Source organism: Streptomyces sp. AC627_RSS907 (genome assembly GCF_019049165.1).
Genome location: NZ_JAGMUE010000740.1, coordinates 1 through 915, shown reverse-complemented (window position 1 = coordinate 915; position 915 = coordinate 1). Strand labels below are relative to the sequence as shown.

General features: G+C 77.2%; 1 protein-coding gene and 1 pseudogene. One reads left to right on the top strand and one right to left on the bottom strand.

What is annotated here, in order from left to right; genetic code table 11:
• A partial coding sequence (locus tag KUM32_RS38355) for a M24 family metallopeptidase (RefSeq protein ID WP_217146434.1) occupies positions 1–459 on the top strand: 459 nt, incomplete at its 5' end.
• A 24-nt stretch (positions 460–483) separates the two neighbouring features.
• Here KUM32_RS38355 and KUM32_RS38350 read toward each other — a convergent pair.
• Positions 484–915: pseudogene (locus KUM32_RS38350) on the bottom strand (ABC transporter substrate-binding protein); the annotation flags it as partial.

Genomic DNA, 915 nt, shown 5'->3' with positions numbered 1-915 from the left:
ATCGTGGACGGCTGGGCCGGCGACGCCGCCGTCAGCTTCACCGTGGGCACCCCGCGCCCCGCCGACCTGCGGTTGATCGAGGCCGGCGAGGCGGCCCTGGCGGCGGGCATCGCGGCGGCCGTGCCGGGCGCGCGCATGGGTGACATCGGGCACGCCATCGGCAGCGTCGGCCGGGCCGCCGGCTACGGCATCCCCGACGACTTCGGCGGCCACGGGATCGGCCGCCAGATGCACGAGGACCCGCCCGTGCCCAACACGGGCCGACCGGGCCGGGGCTACGTGCTGCGGCACGGCCTCGTCCTCGCGCTGGAGCCGATGTTCCTGGCCGGCGGCTCGGGCGCGTACGTGGCCGACCCGGACGGCTGGACCCTGCGCACCACCGACGGCAGCCGCGCCACCCACAGCGAGCACACGGTGGCCATCACGGACGACGGGCCGCGCGTCCTCACCCTGCCGTGAGGCGCACCCGGCGCGGGCGCCGGCTCACCGGTCGGCGGGCAGCGCGCGGCGCAGCGCGCGGTGCAGATCGCGCGCCACCTTCTCCGGCGCGTCCGGATCGTCACCGGTCAGCTGGCTGAGGTGGTCGGCGAACACCTGGGTGAACGCGCCGTACAACGGGGTGCGGGGGCGGAGCACCGCGCTGTGCAGGGCCTTGCGCACGACGGCGTACGACCGGGGCCGCCCGTCCTCGGTGCGCGGCATCGGGTCGGCGTCCTCGCCCGTGGGGGACGGCGTGGCCGAACGCGCCGGGTCGCGCGGACAGCGCGCCCCGCCCTCCTCGTAGGCGCTCGCCCGGGTCGCGGCGAAGCCCGCTTCGAGCAGGCACCGTTCGCTGTTCCGGCCGGTCAGGAAGCGCAGCAGGTCCTCGATGGCGTCGAGGTTCTGCGCCGGCGCGTGCCGCGTGACGGCGAGGTT